The organism is Stenotrophomonas sp. TWI1409, from assembly GCF_039673015.1.
Taxonomy (GTDB): domain Bacteria; phylum Pseudomonadota; class Gammaproteobacteria; order Xanthomonadales; family Xanthomonadaceae; genus Stenotrophomonas; species Stenotrophomonas maltophilia_A.
On record NZ_JBDJKU010000054.1, the window covers coordinates 1 to 21227 of the forward strand.

At 64.3% G+C, this 21227-nt stretch carries 15 protein-coding genes; 9 read left to right on the forward strand and 6 right to left on the reverse strand.

The annotated features are described in order from the left end of the window. Window positions 1-115 precede the first annotated feature (115 nt). Window positions 116-463, reverse strand: a complete 348-nt coding sequence (locus tag ABE423_RS15960; protein WP_071228773.1) for a ribonuclease E inhibitor RraB — start codon at window positions 461-463, stop codon at window positions 116-118. A gap of 22 nt (window positions 464-485) precedes the next feature. Next, the gene (locus tag ABE423_RS15965) at window positions 486-2090 is read right to left on the reverse strand and encodes a transglycosylase SLT domain-containing protein (RefSeq protein WP_180845115.1); all 1605 of its coding nucleotides are present in this window, start codon (window positions 2088-2090) and stop codon (window positions 486-488) included. 122 nt (window positions 2091-2212) lie between these two features. Between ABE423_RS15965 and ABE423_RS15970 the strand changes: the two genes are divergently transcribed. Beyond that, a complete protein-coding gene (locus tag ABE423_RS15970) occupies window positions 2213-3718 on the forward strand; it encodes a helicase HerA-like domain-containing protein (RefSeq protein WP_346486702.1) in 1506 nt (501 codons plus the stop codon). Between the two features lie 78 nt (window positions 3719-3796). Next, window positions 3797-4303, forward strand: a complete 507-nt coding sequence (greB, locus tag ABE423_RS15975; RefSeq protein ID WP_346486703.1) for a transcription elongation factor GreB — start codon at window positions 3797-3799, stop codon at window positions 4301-4303. Between the two features lie 157 nt (window positions 4304-4460). Here greB and ABE423_RS15980 read toward each other — a convergent pair whose 3' ends face one another. Continuing rightward, a complete protein-coding gene (locus ABE423_RS15980) occupies window positions 4461-5297 on the reverse strand; it encodes a DUF3025 domain-containing protein (RefSeq protein WP_346486704.1) in 837 nt (278 codons plus the stop codon). Next, window positions 5294-6655, reverse strand: a complete 1362-nt coding sequence (gene rimO, locus ABE423_RS15985) for a 30S ribosomal protein S12 methylthiotransferase RimO (RefSeq protein WP_049398716.1) — start codon at window positions 6653-6655, stop codon at window positions 5294-5296. Before rimO ends, ABE423_RS15980 begins: the two co-directional genes overlap by 4 nt. 204 nt (window positions 6656-6859) lie before the next feature. Here rimO and ABE423_RS15990 point away from each other — a divergent pair, with 204 nt between their 5' ends. The 3 genes from ABE423_RS15990 to ABE423_RS16000 are packed head-to-tail and all read left to right on the forward strand — an operon-like array spanning window position 6860 to window position 8133. Then, window positions 6860-7531: a dienelactone hydrolase family protein gene (locus ABE423_RS15990; protein ID WP_154264097.1), complete on the forward strand. Its 672-nt coding sequence runs from the start codon at window positions 6860-6862 to the stop codon at window positions 7529-7531. Next, on the forward strand, window positions 7528-7950 hold the full coding sequence (locus ABE423_RS15995) for an HIT family protein (RefSeq protein WP_049398714.1): 423 nt from the start codon (window positions 7528-7530) through the stop codon (window positions 7948-7950). The genes ABE423_RS15990 and ABE423_RS15995 overlap by 4 nt, the downstream gene beginning before the upstream one ends. A 15-nt stretch (window positions 7951-7965) precedes the next feature. Further along, window positions 7966-8133 carry a DUF5668 domain-containing protein gene (locus ABE423_RS16000; protein ID WP_005418011.1) on the forward strand — a complete coding sequence of 56 codons (168 nt, stop codon included), beginning with the start codon at window positions 7966-7968 and terminating at the stop codon, window positions 8131-8133. Between the two features lie 96 nt (window positions 8134-8229). Here the strand turns inward: ABE423_RS16000 and dcd are convergent, their stop codons facing one another. Together dcd and apbC are read right to left on the reverse strand one after the other, a co-directional pair. After that, window positions 8230-8802: a dCTP deaminase gene (dcd, locus tag ABE423_RS16005; RefSeq protein WP_010483020.1), complete on the reverse strand. Its 573-nt coding sequence runs from the start codon at window positions 8800-8802 to the stop codon at window positions 8230-8232. 77 nt (window positions 8803-8879) lie between these two features. Then, window positions 8880-9734 carry an iron-sulfur cluster carrier protein ApbC gene (apbC, locus tag ABE423_RS16010; protein ID WP_026347084.1) on the reverse strand — a complete coding sequence of 285 codons (855 nt, stop codon included), beginning with the start codon at window positions 9732-9734 and terminating at the stop codon, window positions 8880-8882. A gap of 214 nt (window positions 9735-9948) precedes the next feature. Between apbC and ABE423_RS16015 the strand changes: the two genes are divergently transcribed. From ABE423_RS16015 to ABE423_RS16030, 4 genes are all read left to right on the forward strand, one after another. Next, the gene (locus tag ABE423_RS16015) at window positions 9949-12738 is read left to right on the forward strand and encodes a TonB-dependent receptor (protein ID WP_346486708.1); all 2790 of its coding nucleotides are present in this window, start codon (window positions 9949-9951) and stop codon (window positions 12736-12738) included. A gap of 342 nt (window positions 12739-13080) precedes the next feature. Then, a complete protein-coding gene (locus ABE423_RS16020) occupies window positions 13081-15888 on the forward strand; it encodes a TonB-dependent receptor (protein WP_197615836.1) in 2808 nt (935 codons plus the stop codon). 169 nt (window positions 15889-16057) lie between these two features. After that, on the forward strand, window positions 16058-18085 hold the full coding sequence (locus ABE423_RS16025) for a prolyl oligopeptidase family serine peptidase (RefSeq protein WP_049398711.1): 2028 nt from the start codon (window positions 16058-16060) through the stop codon (window positions 18083-18085). 186 nt (window positions 18086-18271) lie between these two features. Further along, complete coding sequence (locus ABE423_RS16030; protein WP_125893993.1) at window positions 18272-21124, forward strand: TonB-dependent receptor; 2853 nt, start codon at window positions 18272-18274, stop codon at window positions 21122-21124. The last annotated feature ends 103 nt before the right edge of the window (window positions 21125-21227 follow it).

Sequence of the window (21227 nt, forward strand, 5' to 3'; positions counted from 1 at the left end):
TTACAAAACGGGGACGGTGGGTATTAAGTCGTTTATGCATAAACGACTTAATCCCCTCCGTCCCCTTTTTCCACAACGGAATGCCGGCCAGCGGCCGGCACTACCGGTACGCGCATTACTGCAGGGCTGGGGCCGGGCCGACGTCCATGCCGTCGTAGTCTTCCACGCCCTTTTCCGCGGCCAGGGCAGCGAATTCCTGGTTGCGGCGGTCCAGCGAGGCTTCGTCGTGGATCTCCACACGCTCCACGTGCAGCACGTGGAACGGCGCATCGCCCTCTTCCGGCTCCTGCTCGAACAGTTCCACGAAGGTATAGCCCTGCGCCTGCAGGTGCTCTGCCAGTGCCTGCAACGGCTCGGCAGTGGAGTGCACGAAGAAGTACCCCCACAGCAACGGGCCGGTGATGTCCCAGTCGGTGTTTTCGCGGAGGTTGGCGAACAGGTTGCGGGTGTCTTCGAGGTCCATGCGGATTCCAGGGTCGGGGGGATTACTTGTCGCAGCCCTGCAGCTTCAGCGTCTGGCCGTGGCGCAGGCTGTAGGCCGGGGCCTTCAGGCCATTGGCGCGGGCCAGGGTGGGCACGTCGCACTGGAACTTGGCCGCGATGGCGCCCAGGGTTTCACCCCGGCCCACCTTGTGGCTGCGCACCGGCTTCGGGCGCGCCGCCGGGCGCGGCGTGGCCACCGGAGCGACCGGCGTGGTCGGCACGCTGGTGGACGCGGCCGCATCGGCCACCGGCACCACGCCGCCCACGGCCACGCTTCCGGTGTAGCTGGTCGCGGCCGGGCGCTTGATTGCTGCGTTCAGATCGGCGGTGATCAGCGTGCGGGCCAGGTCGGCACGCGGGCCACTGACGCAGTTGCGCTGGTACAGGCCGGCGATGCGGGTGGTGGCATTGATCAGCGTGCCGGCCGGGATCCAGCCATCGGCCTCATAGCGCGGGTTGAGGTTGCGCAGCGCGCGCATGTAGCCATCGCGGGTGCCGTGGCTGCCCAGGCAGATGGTCAGTTCGTAGATGGTGGTGGACTTGGCCAGGCGCAGCGTGGCCGGCTGCGCACTGATCTTCGGCAGCTCCACACCGTACTGCTGCGGGTGCAGGAAGATCCAGGCCGCGGCGATCACCATCGGCACGTAGTCCTTGGTTTCACCGGGGAACTGGTTGTAGACGCTGTCGGTCCAGAAACTCTGGCCACCGCTCTGCTTGAACACGCGCGCGGCGCGGCCTTCGCCACCGTTGTAGGCGGCCACCGACATTTCCACGTTGTTGTTCAGTTCGCGCAGGCGCTCGTTGAGATAACTGGCGCTGGCCTCGGCGGCACTGCGTGCGTCAAAGCGCGTGTCGAAGCCGGTGCCGTCCGGGCCCAGGCCGAAGCGGCGGCCGGTGGCCGGCATGAACTGCATCAGCCCGGCGGCGCCGGCACGCGAGGAGGCATGCACACGGCCGTTGGACTCCTTGGCCATGATGCCGAACAGCAGCGCCTCCGGCAGACCACGCTTTTCCCACTCCGGCCACATCACCGCGCGCAGGTTCTGGTAGTTCTCGTAGCTGGTCAGCAGCGCCGGGCGCATGTCGGTCAACCAGCGGCGGATGCCGGCCTGCACGGCGGGGTTGTACTCGACCATGGTGTCGAAGGCATGTCGCTTGTCGTTGAGCAGCGCTGCAGCGCGCGCGGCCTCCGGCACGTCGGCGGTAAGCGGGCCGATATGGTCGGGGTCGGCTTCCAGGCGGTCACCCCCCTCATCGGCCACGTCATCGCTGGCAGCGGCATCAGCATCATGCTTGAGCAGACGCTTGTAGCTGGCCAGCAGGGTGCCCATCTGGCAGCCCTTCTGCTTCACGCAGTCGTTGAGGACATCTTCCATGTCCTCCAGCGCGGCGTCCGCCTCGTTGCTGCCCTTGGGGTCGGCATTGGCGACCAGCAGCAGCGCATCGCTGTAGCGCTTCTCGGCGGCGGTCATGCGCTGCTGCAGCGCATCCACCTTCACCTTGTCCCGGGCCGAAACCCGCTGCGCATGGGCGTCGGGCGCCAGGGAAACCAGGCCGGCCAGGGCCAGCAGCGGCCAACCGCGGGAAATCAGGACAGGAACGGGCATTGATGGCACTGTGTGCGAAACAGGCAGGCAGAGTAGCGGCGCCGCCAAGGTCCGGGCAAGCCGACCTTCGGCCCGTCACCGCCGGCGGTTAACATTGGGCTATTCACCACAAGGGCTGGACCATGGATCCGATTCTGCTCGGCAAAGGCATCACCGACGATATTGCCGTCACCCTGCTGCCGAAACTCGGCAACCGCCACGGCCTGGTGGCCGGCGCCACCGGTACCGGCAAGACTGTGACCTTGATGACCCTGGCCGAGGGCTTCTCGCGGCTGGGCGTCCCGGTGTTCCTGGCCGATGTGAAGGGCGATGTGTCCGGCCTGGCCGTGCCCGGCACCGGTGCCGAGAACCTGCTCAAGCGCGCCGCCGAGATCGGCGTGGCCGACTACGCGCCGGCCGCCAGCCCGACCATTTTCTGGGACCTGTACGGCAAGCTCGGCCACCCGGTGCGCACCACGGTCAGCGAAATGGGCCCGACCCTGCTGTCGCGCATCCTCGAGTTGAACGACACCCAGGCCGGGGTGCTCGATATCGTATTCAAGCTGGCCGACGATCGCGGCCTGCTGCTGCTGGACATGGATGACCTGCGCGCCCTGCTCGGCCTGGTTGCCGAAGAACGCAAGGACATCTCCACCGAGTACGGTCTGGTCAGCGCGCAGTCCATCGCTGCGATCCAGCGCTCGGTGTTGCGCCTGGCACAGGATGGCGGCGAGAACTTCTTCGGCGAACCGGCCTTGGAACTGGCCGACATCATGCGGGTCAATCACGACGGCCGCGGCGTGATCGGCATCCTCGCCGCCGACCAGCTGGTGCTCAAGCCCAAGTTGTATTCCACCTTCCTGTTGTGGCTGCTGTCGGAGCTGTTCGAGCAGCTGCCGGAGGTGGGTGACCTGGACAAGCCGAAGCTGGTCTTCATCTTCGACGAGGCACACCTGCTGTTCGACGACGCACCGGCCTCGCTGGTGCAGCGCATCGAGCAGGTGGTGCGCCTGATCCGCTCCAAGGGCGTGGGCGTGTATTTCTGCTCGCAGTTCCCCGACGACGTACCGGGCAACATCCTCGGCCAGCTCGGCAACCGCGTGCAGCATGCGCTGCGTGCATTCACCCCGCGCGACCAGAAGGCAGTGAAGACTGCTGCCGAGACCTTCGTGCCGAACCCGAAGCTGGACGTGGCCAAGGTGCTCAGCCAGCTCGGTACCGGCGAAGCGCTGGTGTCCACGCTGCAGGACAAGGGTGTGCCGATGCCGGTGCAGCAGACGATGATCGCGCCGCCGCGCTGCCGGATGGGGCCGATCACCGACGCCGAGCGTGCCCAGGTGCGTGCCGGCAGCCCGGTCGGCAGCCGCTACGACACCGCGATCAACCGTGAATCGGCCGCCGAACTGCTGGCCCAGCGTGCGCAGAAGACCGTCGAACAGGCGCAGGCACCGGCCGCGCGCAGTCGCGAGCAGGACGAAGCGCAGGAAGGCGGTTTCGGCCAGGCGATCAAGGACGCGATCTTCGGCACCAAGCGCCGCCAGGGCATGATCGAAACCATGGCCAAGCAGACCACGCGCACCGTCGGCACCAAGCTGGGCAACCAGATCGTGCGCGGCCTGCTGGGCGGCATCTTCGGCGGCAAGCGCTGACCTGCCCTCCCGGGGTCGGAGGCCTTTCCTGGGGAAAGGACCCGGCCCCATCGTTCCCCTGAAAAGAAGTCGCACCACATGTCGCGTTGGCGTCCCCCTGCAGAAAAGAGCACCGCCCTGATCACCGCCTCCGGCCACGCCCGGTTGAAGGCCGAACTGGATGAGCTGTGGCGTGTGCGCCGCCCGGAGGTGGTGAAGGCGCTGGCCGCCGCTGCCGCGGAAGGCGACCGCTCCGAGAACGCCGAGTACACCTACCGCAAGAAGCAGCTGGGTGAAATCGACCGCCGCGTGCGCTACCTGACCAAGCGGCTGGAATCGCTGCGCGTGGTCGACACCACGCCGACCGATCCGCAGGCGGTGTTCTTTGGTGCGTGGGTGGAACTGGAGAACGTGGACAGTGGCGACACCAGCCGCTATCGCATTGTCGGCCCGGATGAGACCGACGCAGGCCTGGGTTGGATCAGCATCGATTCGCCGCTGGCACGTGCACTGCTGAAGAAGCGGCTGGATGATGAATTCTCGGTGGAACTGCCCGGCGGCCAGTTCACCTTCGCGGTGATCAGCGTGGAATACGAACCGCTGTAGCGTCGACTGTCAGTCGACTACCGCGCGAAGCGCGGCACAAACCTCCGCAGCCGGACGGCAAACGCACCGCGCTCCTCATCGCGGTTGATGACTCGCCGAAGCCATCTGTCAGGCGTTCACGGCCTCGGAACGAAGAGCAGTCGACTGACAGTCGACTCTACATAGCCCCGTGCAACGGCGGCGGATACTGGCGGCCGGCACGCAACGGGCGGAAGTACGCGGCATCTGCATAGAAGTCGGCGTCCTGTCTCTCGTGCCAGCCCGGAACTCCAGCCAACGGCAGCGGACGCAACTGCAGGGGATCGGTCACTGCCCTGCCTTCGGCGATGGCCGCGGTCACTGCGTCAACGCAGGTGTCATCGGCTTTGCCGTGCACCACCACGCACTTGCCCACCAGCCGGCGGTCCGGCAGCAGCGCCTGCTCCATCAGCGCGTGCCCGAATACCGTAGCGATGGCAATGTCGCCGCTCAGCCAGTGTCTCGATTCGAACAGCGCACACCAGTCGTGCACATCCCAGGCAGCCAGCAGCGTGTGATCGCGCACACGCACGATCACGCCGGTTTCGTCGAACTGGGTCAGTGCCGCCTGCGCGCGGTTGCGCTGACCCGGCGGCATCGCCTCGATATGCCGGCACTGCTGCGCATTGAGCGCCTGCTTGAGCTGCGGGTAGTGGGCCCACACCAGTGCGTTGAACAGGTCATGCCAGTTGTCGGCGCGGGTGGCGATGCGGCCCTGTGCGATGCGGGCTTCGTAGTGCAGGCCGTCGGCCAGCAGCCTGGCATCCTGCTCGACCAGCTGCATGCCCGGTAGCGCGAGGCGTGCCTCGAGCGCTGCAATGGACGGCCACTCCGGGCCTTCCAACAGATCACGAACGTCGCGCAATCCGGCAAACACCGGGTGCGCGAACACCTGTGGATCGACCGCCGCACGCGGCGGCGGCACGAAACGGCGGACGCCGCTGCCGTCACCGGGGGCGGTCGTCGCCGCGGTCACAGCATCTTGAGATCGAATGCCGGGCGGGTGGCGGCCGGCAGCGCGTCACCGTACAGGTCGTGCTCGTCGCTCTCGGTGATGTCCACGTCGACGAACTCACCCACGCGCAACGGCACCTGGTCGGCATTCTGGATGTGCACCAGGCCATCGATCTCCGGGGCATCGGCCTTGGAACGGGCCACCGCGATATCGCCTTCGATGGCGTCGACCAGGCACTGCTGCACGGTGCCGATCTTGGCCTCCAGGCGCGCAGCGGAAATCTGCGCCTGCTTTTCCATGAAACGGGCCAGGCGCTCCTGCTTCACCTCTTCCGGCACCGCATCGGGCAGGTCGTTGGCGGTGGCACCCTCGACCGGCGAATAGGCGAACGCGCCGACGCGGTCCAGCTGCGCTTCGTCGAGGAACGACAGCAGCTCCTCGAACTCGGCCTCGGTCTCGCCGGGGAAGCCGACGATGAAGGTGGAACGCACGGTGATGTCCGGCGCGATACGGCGCCAGTTCTGCACGCGCTCCAGGGTCTTCTCGACCGCGCCGGGGCGCTTCATCAGGCGCAGGATGCGTGGGCTGGCGTGCTGGAACGGGATGTCCAAGTACGGCAGGATGCGGTTTTCGGCCATCAGCGGCACCACCTCGTCCACGTGCGGGTACGGGTAGACGTAGTGCATGCGCACCCACGCATCCAGCTCGGACAGGCCTTCGCACAGCGCCTTCAGGCGGGTCTGGTAGGCCTTGTCACGCCACATCTTCTCGGCGTACTTCACGTCCACGCCGTAGGCCGAGGTGTCCTGCGATACCACCAGCAGCTCACGCACGCCACCGCGCACCAGGCGCTCGGCTTCACGCAGCACCTCATCCACCGGGCGCGAAACCAGCTTGCCGCGCATCGACGGAATGATGCAGAAGCTGCACTTGTGGTTGCAGCCCTCGGAAATCTTCAGGTAGGCATAGTGACGCGGGGTCAGCTTGATGCCGTAGTCGGGCACCAGGTCCACGAACGGATCGTGCTTGGGCGGCAGCGCTTCGTGCACCGCTTCCATCACGCTCTGGTAGTCCTGCGGGCCGGACACCGCCAGCACGTTGGGGTACGCCTCGCGGATCTGCTCCGGGCGCTTGCCCAGGCAGCCGGTGACGATGACCTTGCCGTTCTGGTTCATCGCCTCGCCGATCGCGTCCAGCGACTCGGTCACCGCCGAATCGATGAAGCCGCAGGTGTTGACCACCACCACGTCGGCCGAATCGTAGGACGGCACGATGTCGTAGCCTTCCGAGCGGAGCTGGGTAAGGATGCGTTCGGAATCGACAAGGGCCTTCGGGCAGCCAAGGCTGACGAAGCCGACTTTGGGGTTCAGCTGGGACATGGAATCGCGGGACTCTGGGGGCCTGGGCCCCTGCCGTCGTGGCAGGGGTTCCTGGGGGCCGGGGCCTGAAAGGGCGCCAGTATACCGGGGTTGGCGGCCGCGCTCTGAATGGCCAGCCGCCCGATCACGCACAGCCGCTGACACCGCGCTAACCCACGCAGCGCCGACAATGCGGGTTCTGTTCCCCGCAACGAGATGGAAACGATGGCCGAGTGGATCACCCTGGATACGCATCACGGCCCGGTACGGGCCTGGCACGCCCTGCCGGAGGGCACCCCGCGTGGCGGGCTGGTGGTGGTGCAGGAAATCTTCGGCGCCAACCCGCACATCCGCGGCGTGGCCGAGCGCTTCGCGGCCGAAGGCTATGCGGTGCTGGCGCCGTCCTTTTTCGACCTGATTGACGGCACAGAAGCCGATCCGGATGCCCTGCCCTATGACGCCGACGGCGTGAAGCAGGGCCTGGAACGGGTGACTGCACTGGGCATGGAGAAGGCGCTGGAGGTGGTCCGTGCCGCAGCGACCCGGCTGGCCCCCTACGGCAAGGTCGGCACGGTGGGCTACTGCTGGGGCGGCACGGTGGCGATGCTGTCGGCCCTGCGCCTGGGCCTGCCATCGGTCAGCTACTACGGTGCGCGCAACGTCCAGTTCCTGGATGAGACACCCAAGGCCCCGGTGATCTTCCACTTCGGTGCCCAGGACAAGAGCATCCCGCCGGAGGCCGTGCAGGCCCATCGCGAGAAGCTGCCGCAGATGGCCACCTTCGTCTATCCGGCCGACCACGCCTTCAACCGGGAGGTCGGACATGCGTATGATCCAGACAGCGCCACCCTGGCGCTGCAACGCACCCTGGACTTCTTCTCGGAGCATCTTGGATGAGCGAATTCGAACTCGATTCACGCCTGGCCACCGATAGCGTGCTGGTGGCGGAAGGACCGTTGTCGCAAGTGCGGCTGATGAACGACGAACGATTCCCCTGGCTGGTGCTGGTACCGCGCCTGGCCGGGGTGACCGAGTGGATCGAGCTGGACGGCGAGCAGCAGGACAAGCTGCGCACCGAGCTCAACCGCGCCTGCAAGGCCCTGAAGGGCGCCGACGGGGTGGAGAAGATCAATATCGGTGCGCTGGGCAACATCGTGCGCCAGCTGCATTTCCATGTGATCGGCCGCCATGACGGCGACCCCGCGTGGCCAGGCCCGGTCTGGGGCAGTGGCCCCGCGCACCGATACGAGCCGGGTGCGCTGGACCAGCATGTCGCCTACTGGAAGGAACGGCTAGGATATCCAGCCCAGTCCTGAGCGTTTGCCGACCCGATGCGATTCAACCTCGTTGCCGCCGTCCTGCTGATCCTGATCGGCCTGTTCATGCTCGCCAGCAACCTCGGCTGGACGCACCTGAACCTGTCCAAGCTGCTGTTGACCTGGTGGCCGGTGGCACTGGTGGGCGTGGGCATCGCGATGCTGTTCGGTCGCGGGAAATAAGCTGGCGCCGGGCCATGCCCGGCGAGCGCAGCGTGTGGCCGCACCCATGAAAACGCCGGGCATGCCCGGCGTTTTCGTCATGCGATGGCGCGCCGCTCAGGTCCGCGGCAGGGTCACGCCGGTCTGGCCTTGGTACTTGCCACCACGATCGCGGTACGACGTCTCGCAGATGTCATCGGCGGCCGCCTGGAAGAACAGCATCTGCGCCACGCCTTCATTGGCGTAGATGCGTGCCGGCAGCGGCGTGGTGTTGCTGAACTCCAGGGTGACGTGGCCTTCCCACTCCGGTTCCAGCGGGGTCACGTTGACGATGATGCCGCAGCGCGCATAGGTGCTCTTGCCCAGGCACACCACCAGGGTATCGCGCGGGATGCGGAAGTACTCCACGGTGCGCGCCAACGCGAAGCTGTTCGGCGGGATGATGCATTCATCGCCGACGATATCCACGAAGCTGCCCGGGTCGAAGTGCTTGGGATCGACGATGGTCGAGTTGATGTTGGTGAACACCTTGAACTCGCGCGAGCAGCGCACGTCGTAGCCGTAGCTGGAGGTGCCATAGCTGACGATGCGCTCGCCGTTGGCCTGCTTGACCTGCCCGGCCTCGAACGGCTCGATCATGCCGTGCTGCTCGGACATGCGGCGGATCCAACGGTCACTCTTGATGCTCATGCTTTGTCCTGGGGTACGAGGGGGCGCGAGGATTCTAGCAGGGGGCCGGGCGTTGCCGGCGGCCCCTGCCCCGGCACTTACAGCAGCGACGACAGGATCGGGATCGAGGCACGCGGACGCTTGCCAACCTCCTCGATCAGGCGCTGGGCGGCATGGCGGTAGGCCTGGGCCGGGACCGAATCCGGCTGGGCCACGGTGATCGGGGTACCGGAATCGCCCTGCTCGCGGATGCCGATCTGCAGCGGCAACGAACCCAGCAACGGCACGCCGTACTGCGCGGCCATGCGCTCGCCGCCGCCCTCGCCGAACAGGTGTTCGACATGCCCGCAGCTGCTGCAGGTATGCACCGCCATGTTCTCGACGATGCCGAGCACCGGCACCTCGACCTTCTCGAACATCTTCAGCGCCTTCTTCGCATCCAGCGTGGCGATGTCCTGCGGGGTGGTGACGATCACCGCGCCGGCCAGCGGGATCTTCTGGGTCAGGGTCAGCTGGATGTCACCGGTGCCCGGTGGCAGGTCGATCAGCAGGTAGTCCAGGTCATCCCACAGGGTGTCATTGAACAGCTGGGTCATCGCCGAGGTGGCCATCGGTCCACGCCAGATCATCGGCGTGTCTTCTTCGATCAGGTAGCCGATCGACATGGTGTCCACGCCGAACGCACGCAGCGGCTCGATGCTCTTGTTGTCGGGGCTTTCCGGGCGACCGGACAGGCCCAGCATGGCCGGCACGCTCGGCCCGTAGATGTCCGCATCAAGCACGCCCACGCGTGCGCCGAGCTGCTGCAGGGCCACGGCCAGATTGACCGCAGTGGTCGACTTGCCGACGCCGCCCTTGCCCGAACCAACCGCGATCACGTTGCGGATGCGGGCATGCGGCGTAAGTCCCTTCTGGACCTGGCTTGCATGGGGACGGCGGGGAGAACTGTTCACAACGAGCACCGGCGGGGTCAGGGGGAATAACCGAGCATCATACAAGCTGGACGTAACCTGACTGAAATTCAGGATTGCTACAGATTCGTGCACAGATTGTTAAGTTCATGTTACGTTCGACCCGCACTGTTTTGGGCTGCGGAGCTGGCATTTCCAGCCCGCGCGATGGCGCATGCGCAGTGCCGTTTTTGTTTTTGCTCTCCAATGGAACTACATGAACTACGTAAGCAACACCGCACGTCGCAACACGCTCGCCGTCGCCCTGATTTCCGCTCTGATGGCCGCCGCCCCGGCAATGGCCCAGGACAAGGCGACCAACCTGGACAAGATCACCGTCACCGGTTCGCTGATCCCGCAGACCCAGGTTGAAACCCAGACCCCGGTGATGTCCATCACCGCCCAAGACATCCAGACCCGCGGCTTCAGCAGTGTTGCTGAAGTGCTGCAGCAGTCGTCGCTGACCACCGGCGGCCTGCAGGGTGGCCAGACCTCGGGTTCGTTCACCCAGGGCGCCGAAGCTGCCGGCATGTTCGGCCTGAACCCGGGCTACACCAAGTACCTGATCAACGGACGCCCGATGCTCTCGTATCCGGCGCTGTACAACGGCAGCGAAACCTTCAACAACATCAGCGGCATTCCGATCGACATCGTCGAGCGCATCGAAGTGCTGCCGGGCGGCCAGTCCTCGCTGTACGGCTCGGACGCAATCGCCGGTGTGGTCAACATCATCCTGAAGGAGCGCATGGACGGCGGCACCATGACCCTCCGTGGCGGCACCTACACCGAAGGCGGTGGCAGCAACATCCGCTTCAGCGCCGCCAAGGGCATCAACGCCTTCGACGACCGCTTCCATGCACTGTTCAACGTGCAGATCGAGAACGGCAGCCCGATCTGGGGCTACCAGCGCGACATCACCCGCCAGAACAACCCGGTCGGCTACACCGCCCAGGTTCCGTCGAACGACTTCGCCGTCATCACCAACGCTGACAACAAGCTGCTGATGATGGACCCGAGCCGTTGCGCGAACGTCGCTGGGCTGTATGACGGCACCACTGTGGTCGGCCAGCGCCCGTCGGGCGAGTCCTGCGGTTCGGTGTACAGCGCCGGCTACAAGACCCTGAAGAACGGCAAGAACAGCGGCCAGTTCTACTCGTCGATGACCTTCGACGTGAACGACAACTTCCAGCTGTTCGCCGATGTGCTGTACAGCAAGGAAAAGACCGAGTTCACCTCCGGCTCCAGCGCCCTGTGGTGGGGCACCAAGTCGAGCCTGGGCAGCTTCTACGACCAGGGCCTGGGCAAGGTCGTGAACCTGCAGCGCGCCTTCGCGCCGGAAGAAATCGGCCCGGGCCACTACAACAACATCATGAACTCCGACGAAAGCCGTGCCTACCAGGTCACCCTGGGCGGCAAGGGCATGGTCGGCGACTGGGACTACAGCGCCAGCTTCACCCGTGGTGAGTACCGCCTGGACCAGAACCGCTTCGTGCGCTGGAAGGACAAGATCGATGGCTTCTTCGGCGACAACGTGCTGGGCCCCAAGCTGGGCACCACCGCTGATGGCTTCGACATCTACAACCCGGACTACGCGGCCTTCTACTCGCCGATCACTCCGGACCAGTTCGCCAGCTTCACCGGCTACGGTACCCACCGCAGCAAGACCTGGCAGAACCTGGGCCGCGTGCAGGTGACCAACGGCTCGCTGTTCAGCCTGCCGGGCGGTGACGCCGGCCTGGCCGTTGTGCTGGAAGGTGGCAGCGAAGGTTGGGACTACTCGCCGGACCAGGCGTTCGTCAAGGGCAACGTGTGGGGCACCACCGCCGTCGCCGGCGCCGGCCACCGCAGCAACTATGCGGTCACCAGCGAGCTGCGCATGCCGCTGCACGACAAGCTGACCGTCAGCGCGTCGGGCCGCTATGACGCCTTCAAGATTGCCGACAAGACCGTCGACAAGGCCACCTACAGCATCGGTCTGGAATTCCGTCCGATCGAGAGCCTGCTGCTGCGTGGCAAGTACGGTACCGCCTTCCGCGCGCCGACCCTGTCCGATGCCTTCCAGGGCATGAGCGGTTCGTACTCGTCCGGCCAGAACGACTACTACCGCTGCAGCCAGCTGGGCTACGGCCTGCGTGACGAGGCCTGCTCGTTCTACAAGAACACCTCGGTGTACAGCGAAAAGTCCGGCAACCCGGACCTGAAGCCGATCACCGCCGACGTCTGGAGCGCAGGCGTGGTGTGGGCTCCGGTCAGCAACTTCTCGCTGTCGGCCGACTACTACAACTGGAAGATCAAGAACGAGGTCAAGACACTCAGCAGCGACCAGCTGCTGCTGGCCGAGTACCAGTGCCACAACGGCCTGCCGAACAACACCTCGGCCAGCTGCGGTGACGTGACCAACTGGGTGTCCCGCGATGCCGGTGGCAACCTGACCCGCGTGTACACGCCGAAGCTCAACGTTGCCAGCCAGAACCTGGAAGCGGTGACCGTGGCGGCCAAGTACCAGCAGGATATCGGCCGCTTCGGCTCGCTGATGTTCTCCGGCAACTACACCAACATGCTGAAGCGTGAAGTGCAGCCGATGCCGGGTGCCGCCAAGCTGGATCTGCTGAGCGATCCGTACAACATGTGGTACTACGACAACTTCGCCAAGGTTCGCGGCGATCTGTCGGTGGCCTGGAACATCGCCAAGTTCACCACCACCGTGTACGCCAACTACGTCGGCAGCACCCCGAACTACCTGGCCTACACCGGCCGCAGCTACGGCTACGTCCACTCCTCCGGCGCCAAGGCCGGCAAGTGGGGTTCGTACACCACGTACAACCTGAGCATGAACTACCAGGCACAGGAAGATCTGATCCTGTCGCTGATGGTCAACAACGTGTTCAACAAGCTGCCGGAAGGCCAGCGCTACAACTACCCGGGCAACGAATCGACCCCGTTCAATGACGGCTTCTACAGCGTCTACGGCCGCCAGATCTCGGCCCAGGTCAAGTACAACTTCTGATCCCGTCGTTTTCCGGACTTCGTGTCTGGACCAGGCCCCGCTTCGGCGGGGCCTTTTTTTTGGTTCCAGGAAGCCTTCGGTAAAGCATTGATGCAGAAGCAGCAAATGCACTACGAAAGAATGCCCTTCATATCGCCATCTTTTGAAACACTCCAAAACAATTGGCGTTAGTCATTGATATATCGCCATTTTTCAGGCAAAAGCCCGATTGACGAAATGACGATCGCGTGTTCCCTGCGTTAAGTGCGTGTTACGGTCCGGCTGAATGGAATGCAACTGAACAGATCGTTAAGCCGACACGGAAGCCGGTAGCCAAGACATCGCTCACTACGGGGATTTTCCATGTCTCGCCATCGTTCCACACTCTCGCGCCACCCACTGACGCTCGCCCTGCTCGGCACACTGCTCGCCTCCGGCACGGCCCTGGCGCAAAGCGGCAATGCACCGACCCAGCTTGACCGCGTGACGGTCACCGGTTCGCTGATTCCGCAGACCGAGATCGAGAACCACACGCCGGTCCTGACCGTGACCGCAGAGGACATCCAGACCCGCGGCTTCACCAGCGTTGCCGATGTCCTGCAGCAGTCCTCGCTGTCCACTGGTGGCCTGCAGGGTGGCCAGACCTCGGCCTCGTTCACCCAGGGCGCCGAAGCCGCCGGCATGTTCGGCCTCAGCCCGGGTTACACCAAGTACCTCATCAACGGCCGCCCGATGCTTTCATATCCGGCGCTGTACAACGGCGGCGATACGTTCAACAACATCAGCGGCATTCCGATCGACATCGTCGAGCGCATCGAGATCCTGCCGGGCGGCCAGTCCTCACTGTATGGCTCCGATGCGATCGCTGGCGTGGTCAACATCATCCTCAAGGAACGCATGGATGGTGGCGTCCTCAACGTCCGTGGCGGCGCCTACAGCGAAGGCGGCGGCAACAGCTTCCGCTTCAGCGGCGCCCGCGGCTTCAATGGTGTCGATGACCGCTTCCACGCGCTGGTCAATGTGCAGTACGAAAAGACCAGCCCGATCTGGGGCTACCAACGCGATCTGACCAAGGTCAACAATCCCGACGGCTACAGCCCGCAGTACGTCTCCAACGATTTCCTGGTGCTGCTGCCGGCCAACAACAACCGTTACGCGATGATGGACCCGAACCTGTGCGCCAACGTCGCCGGGCAGTTCGATGGCACCACCGTGCTCGGCACCCGACCCACCGGCCAGGCATGCGGCTCGACCTATGGCACCGGCTACAAGACCATCAAGAACGGCAAGGAAAGCGCGCAGATCTACAGCTCTGCCACCTTCGACGTGAATGACAATTTCCAGCTGTTCGGCGATGCGCTGTACAGCCTGGAAGAGGTCAAGTACGCGACGGGTTCCGGCTACACCTGGTGGGGCACCTCTTCCGGTTGGGGCCGCTTCTACGACCAGGCCAGCGGCCAGTACATGAACCTGCAGCGCGTGTTCGCCCCGGAAGACATCGGCGGCGCCGGCTACCGCGACATCATGAACACCGACCGCAACAAGGCCTATCAGGTGACGCTGGGCGGCCGCGGCACGGCCGGCAACTGGGACTACAGCCTCAGCTTCACCCGCGGCGAGTACAAGCTGACCGAGCGCAATTTCGTGCGCTGGAATGACCCGATCAACGATTACTTCGAACAGCGCGTGCTCGGCCCGGTGCTGGGAACCACCAGCACCGGCTACGACATCTACAGCCCGAACTGGGAAGCCTTCTACGCGCCGCTGCCGGCCGGTGACTTCCAGACCTTCACCGGCTACAGCTACAGCCAGAGCCGCACCTGGCAGAACCTGGCCCGTGCACAGGTCACCAATGGATCACTGTTCAAGCTGCCCGGCGGCGACGCCGGCCTGGCCGTGGTCGTTGAAGGTGGCAGTGAAGGCTGGGACTACAGCCCCGATCCGGGCCTGATGGATGGCAGCGTCTGGGGCACCACGGCGGTCTCCGGTGCCGGCCACCGCAGCAACTATGCGGTGACCGGTGAGCTGCGTCTGCCGCTGCATGACACGCTGACAGTCACCGGCTCCGGCCGCTACGACGCCTTCAAGATCGGCAGCAACACCGTCGACAAGTCCACCTACAGCATCGGCATCGAGTTCCGCCCGATCGAGAGCCTGCTGTTCCGCGGCAAGTACGGCACTGCCTTCCGCGCGCCGACCCTGTCCGACGCATTCCAGGGCCGCAGCGGCTACTATGCCAACGGCTCCACCGACTACTACCGTTGCGGCCAGCTGGGCTACGACCCGGCCAACACCACCGGTTGCCCGTATGACAGCGTCTCGGTATTCGGCACCCGCGCCGGCAATCCGGACCTGGAACCGATCACCGCCGACGTCTGGAACGCAGGTGTTGTGTGGGCACCGATCAACAACCTGTCGCTGTCGGTGGACTACTACAACTGGAAGATCAAGAACGAGGTCGATACGCTCAGCTCCGACCAGCTGCTGCTGGCCGAGTACTACTGCCGTGGCGGCCAGGCCAACAACACCTCGGCCAGCTGCCAGAACGTCGACGACTGGATCACCCGCGATGCGTCCGGCGTGCTGGACGAGATCTACACCCCGAAGATGAACGTCGCCCGCCAGAACCTGGAAGCGCTGACCGCCAGCTTCAAGTACGTGCACGACATGGGCCGCTTCGGTTCGTTGCAGTTCTCGGGCAACTACACCGACATGCTCAAGCGCGAACTGCAGCCGCAGCCGGGCGATGAGTTCCTGGACCTGCTGCGTGACCCGTACGCGATGTGGGTATATGACTCCTACGCCAAGGTGCGCGCCGATGGTTCGGTCGGCTGGGCCAAGGACAAGTGGACCACCACCCTGTATGCCAACTACATCGGCAAGACGCCGAACTACATGGCCTACGTGGGCAATGGCTACGACTACGTCCACAGCTCCGGCTACAAGGCAGGCAAGTGGGGGTCCTACACCACCTACAACCTGAGCGTGAACTATCGCGCGCTGGACAACCTGACCCTGTCGCTGATGGTCAACAACGTGTTCAACAAGATGCCGGACAACCAGCGCTTCAGCTTCGCCGGGACCAGCGGCCAGCCGTACAACAATTACCTGTACAACGCCTACGGGCGTGCCATCTATGTGCAGGCCAAGTACGAGTTCGGCGATCACTGATCCAGGCCCTTGCCGCACCAAAGACCCCGCCCCCGGCGGGGTCTTTTTTTGCTGGTCGTCCCTCCAGGGCGTGACGCGCGCCCGGGCATTCACGCCAAGTTGACTGGATTCACGTCTTCGTTCATCTTCAGGTCATATTGATGTGCCCGCCACAAGGACCCTGCCGACCATGGAACTGCGCTTGTCCCCCGCCCGCCTTGGCGCCGCCGCACTGGCGGCGCTGTGCATTGCCCCTGCCCTCGCAAGCCCTCTGCCAGCCGAGGATTTCGCCAAGATCCCCACCATCCAGTCGGTCACCATGAGCGCCGACGGCAAGCAGCTGGTCGCGATCGTCGCCGCGCCCGGCAGCGACAACAGCGATACCGCCCTGGCCAACTGGAACCTGGATAACCTCGGCGCCGGTCCGGTCGCCATCACGCCATCCGGTGACCGGATGAAGTTCATCGCGGCAAGCGCACTGAAGGCGGGACGCAACCTCGTCATCGGACGCCAGGAATGGACAGGCAAACTCGGCGGCTGCGGTGAAGGCAACAGTACGGGAGCCACCAAGACCTTCCTGACCAAGGCCTACCTCACCGACGCTACCCAGACCAAGTTCGACGAGGCTTTCGCCAACAACACCCGCACGCTCGGGGTCAGCCCCGAGACCCTTCGCTGCCTCGAACTTGCGGGTACCGCCTCGCTCGTCCATGGGCTGCCGCTGGATGCAGACAGGGTCATCATCAGCCAGCTCAATGAGGCCACGCTGCAGGCCAACTACTATCGCTTCAACCTGCGCACGGGCCAGACCGAACTGCTGTTCAAGGGCAGCTCCCGCACGTCACCCGGCCTGTTCCATCCCCGAACAGGTGAAGTCCTTACCCAGACCCAGGTCGAATCCGCCGGCTCCGACGATTTCGAACAACGCATTCTGATCAAGAACAGCGCCGGCCAGTTCGAAGTGCACGCCCCCCTGACCACCCGACTGAGCGAACGCTATACGGTGGAAGTCGTCGGCATAGACGATGACAGCGGCAAGCTGTACGTGCTGACCGACCAGTTCTCCGATCTGGTGCAGGCGCGACTGTACGATCCTGCCAAAAAGGAGTTCGACAAGGAGCCTCTGGCCGCCCATCCGTCCTTCTCGATCAGTTCACTGATCCTGGGCACGCGCAAGAGCAACTTCAACCAGGTCCTCGGCTTCTATATCGACGGTCCGCAGCGACAGGCCGTGTACGTGGATCCGCAGATGAAGGCCCTGCAGGAGGGCCTGCAGAAAGCCTATCCCGGCCTGAGCATCTACATCACCGGCTACAACGACGACCTTTCGCGCGTCCTGTTCACCACGGAAAGCAACCGCAACCCGAAGAGCTACTTCATCCTGGCCGATCGCAAGGATGTCGTGCCACTCGGCAATGAGCGCCCCTGGGTGGACAGCAAACAGATTGGCGAACAACGCTGGGTGACCTACACCGCACGCGATGGGCTGCAGATTCCAGCGATTCTGGATCTCCCGCCGGGCTGGAAGCAGGGCGACGGCCCGCTGCCGGCACTCGTTCATCCGCACGGCGGGCCGTGGGCGCGCGACTACACTGGCTGGGATGCATCAGGCTGGGTACCGTTCTTCACTTCGCGCGGCTACGCCGTGTTGCGCCCTCAGTACCGCGGCAGCGCCGGCCTTGGCCGCAAGCTCTGGCTGGCAGGTGACGCCGAGTGGGGCCAGAAGATGCAGGACGACAAGGATGACGGCGCCGCCTGGCTGGTCTCACAGGGCATCGCCGCCAAGGACCGGATCGCGATCTTCGGCTATTCCTACGGTGGTTTCGCGGCTGCCGCTGCAACGGTCCGAAGCCCATCGCCCTACCAGTGCGCCATCGCGGGTGCCCCGGTCACTGATCTTGGCCGACTGGGCACCTCCTGGAGCCAGAACCGCCTGCAACGCATTCTGCAGGGGCGCACGGTGAAGGGCATGGACCCGATGCAGAACACCGCGAAGGCCACGATTCCTCTGCTGACCTTCGTCGGCGACCGTGACGTACGCACGCCGTCCTTCCATGCGAGGAACTTCTACAACGGCGTACAGGGCAAGGTGCCGGCCCGGTTCGAACTGATCCCCGACATGCCGCACAGCATGCCCTGGTACCCCGTGCACTTCCGGACGACATTGACGCTCATGGCCGACTACCTGAGCAAGGATTGCGGCCCCGGCGGCCTCTGATCCCTCCCCGGGCACCCTCGCTTTCACCAAGCCCCTGCCGGCCAGGCAGGGGCTTTTTCATGCCCCAAATACTGAATTTCCCCATAACAACAGCAAGTTAAGAGATTTTAATATTCATGTTGCATTTACTTTACGCGACTCATACACTCCATTAACCGAAGCATAACAAGTGGGGATCAAAACGAAATGCGCAACGCCAACCGCCAATCAAAGCCAAGCCGCGTCCCGTTGACTCTTGCTGTGCTGGCCTGCCTGCAGGTCGCACCGGCTCTGGCCCAGGAATCCACCCAGCAGGAAGCAAAGGCGTCAAGCAGCTCAAGCGCTTCCACCCGCGCAACCGATCTTGACAAGGTTACGGTCACCGGCTCCCTGATCCGCCGTGCGGACTACGAGACCACTTCGCCGGTGTTCACGATCAACGCCGAAACCAATGCGAAGCAGGGCCAGGTCAACGTGGCCGAGTTCCTGCAGAAGTCGGCCATCGGTTCGGCCGAAACCCAGATCACCCACCAGTTCGGCGGCTTCGTCGTGGACGGCGGCACCGGCGTACAGACCGTGTCGCTTCGCGGCCTGGGCGCCAACCGCACCCTGGTGCTGCTCGATGGCCAGCGCCCCGGCCCGGCCGGTACCCGTGGCGCCGTCGGCGCCTTCGACCTGAACGTCATTCCCACCGCCATCCTGCAGCGTGCCGAGATCGTGAAGGACGGTTCGTCCTCGATCTATGGTTCCGACGCGGTGGCCGGTGTGGTCAACCTGATCACCAAGAAGAACATCGAGCGCCCGGAGCTGACCGTCACCGGTCGCGTGCCGACCGAGGGTGGCGGCGAAGTGTTCTCGGCGTCGCTGGCCAATGGCTGGAACTTCGAAAAGGGCAGCGTCGTGGCTGCCGTCGAGTGGTACAAGCACTATGAGCTGACCCGCGGCGACCGCGACTATCTGAAGTGCGGCAACGACCTGATCAAGGACGCGGACGGCAACCGCATCGATCGCGAAGATCGCTCGGTCAACGCCGGCACCCCGCTGGCCGGCTGCAACAACATGCTTCACAACGTGGTCGACATCGGCAGCACCCGCTATGTGCCGTCGGGTGATGGCACCACTGTCGGCCCGCTGCCGGGCTACCGCCCGCGCAAGACCCAGACCTATGCGCGTGGCCAGGCCTTCTACGATGAGCCGTTGAACTTCGCCCGTTGGGGCGAGGGCCAGATCATCAACCAGCAGGAACGCAAGACGGTCTACCTGGCAACCGATTTCGGCTTCGATTCGGTCAACTGGAAGACGCAGTTCCTGTTCAACCGCCGCGAAACCGAAACGTTCGCCTGGCGCCAGTTCTTCCCGTACGCATACCTGCCGGGCACCCGCATCGAAGCCAATCCGGTGATGCTGTTCAAGTCGCAACAGGATGTGACGGTCGACTACTTCTATGCCGCCACCAAGCTTGACGGCCTGTTCAAGGGCACCGACACCTGGGCATGGGAAGTCAATGCGAACTTCAGCCACTCCAAGGGCAAGTACGGTAACCTGGCCATCCAGGCCTCCAAGAGCGGCGACCTGGACTACACCGATGCTCCTCCGGCGGTGAACTACTTCGATCCGGAGTACCTCAGCGGCCGCAAGGTCGATGAACTGGTCGACAAGCTGGGCGTCTGGGACTGGGGCAAGACCATCTACAAGCAGGCCACCATCAACGCCGTCGTCAGCGGCGACCTGTTCGAGATGCCGGCGGGTGCGGTCGGTTTTGCGGGCGGCCTGGAATACCGCTACTACTCGATCAACGACCAGCCGGGCGAATTGTCGCGCGCCGGTGACATCTGGGGCTCGTCCTCGGCTGATGTGACCAAGGGCAACGACAAGGTCAAGGAAGCCTTCGTCGAGCTGGACGTTCCGCTGCTGAAGGGCCTGCCTGCGGTGGAGTCGCTGAGCCTGAACGCCTCCGGCCGTGTATTCAAGTACGACACGGTGTCCGGTTCGGACAACGTCTGGAAGGTCGGCCTGAACTGGCAGATCATCCCATCGGTGCGTCTGCGTGGCTCGATCGGCACTTCCTACCGTGCTCCGGGCCTGTATGAGCTGTACCTGGGCAACCAGACCGGCTTCTTCCAGCAGGCAAACGATCCGTGCGTCCGCTGGGGTGAAAGCTCCAACAGCGCCTATCAGACCAACTGCGCAGCCGCAGGCATTCCCGCCGATTATGCGGGCGGCGGCTCGAGCGGTACCTCGTACGCCACCGGCGGTGGCAGTGGCCTGATTCCCGAAACCTCGCGTGCGAAGACTGCGGGTATCGTGTTCACTCCGACCTTCGCCAACCTCAGCGTGGCCATCGACTACTTCGACTATGAAGTGAAGGATGAAATCGCCCAGCTCGGCAGCACCAACATCATGCGCGGCTGCTACGGCGGCACGGTGTACCCGAACAGCTACTGCGACCTGCTGAAGCGCAACCCGGCTACCGGCAACCAGCCGTATGCGGTGACCGAGATCCAGAACAAGTACATCAACATCAACAAGCAGCGCACCCGTGGTTACGACCTGACCGCCAACTTCGATCACGACTTCTCGTTCGGCAAGTTCTCGGCCGAGACCCAGGTCACCTACACGATCGAAGACACCCAGGAAGTGTTCTCCAGTGCGGCTGCAAGCGGCCTGGAATCCTCGGAACTGCTGGGCGACATCGGCCGTCCCAAAGTCGTGGGCAATCTGGCATTGAGCCTGACCCGTGGCGACTGGTCGTTCAACTGGCTGACCACCTATATCCACAAGACCGAAGACATCGACCTGAACCCGGTGTACACCTATCAGGGCCGTCCGAACTCCTACCGTGACATCGTTGCCGATTCGCGCACGTACCACACCGCTTCGGTCAGCTACGCGCAGGCCGACTGGGAAATCCTGGTGGGTGTCAGCAACATCTTCAACAAGACCCCGCCGTTGATCTCCACCGGCGTCAGCGATGCCCGCTACGGCAACATCCCGGCATTCGCAACCCAGTACGACCTGTACGGCCGCACCCCGTTCGTGCGTCTGAAGTACAAGTTCTGATCCACGCCTGATCGCAGGACCCCGACAGACCCGGCTTTTGCCGGGTCTGTCTTTTCCGGCCCACGAAGCGGCCCCCTTGCGCCCGGCCATGACCTTCGACACC